Genomic DNA, 226 nt, shown 5'->3' on the forward strand with positions numbered 1-226 from the left:
CGACGGCAAGGTCGTCCAGGGGCCGGCGACCAGGCCGCTGGAGCGGCGGCACATCGGGGGCGACGCGGAGGGGCGTGCCCCGGCCGGGTGACCCCGGCCGCGTCCTGCTCCGTACCGGACAGAACACCGTAAAGATCATCATATCTTCATGTGGTGATCATCCTGGTACGACGGGCGGCGGCCGTATGCGTCCTGGGCACCGCGCTCACCGCCTGCGCCACCGTCC

The sequence above is a fragment of the Streptomyces viridosporus genome (assembly GCF_002078235.1).
In the GTDB taxonomy this organism is placed as follows: domain Bacteria; phylum Actinomycetota; class Actinomycetes; order Streptomycetales; family Streptomycetaceae; genus Streptomyces; species Streptomyces viridosporus.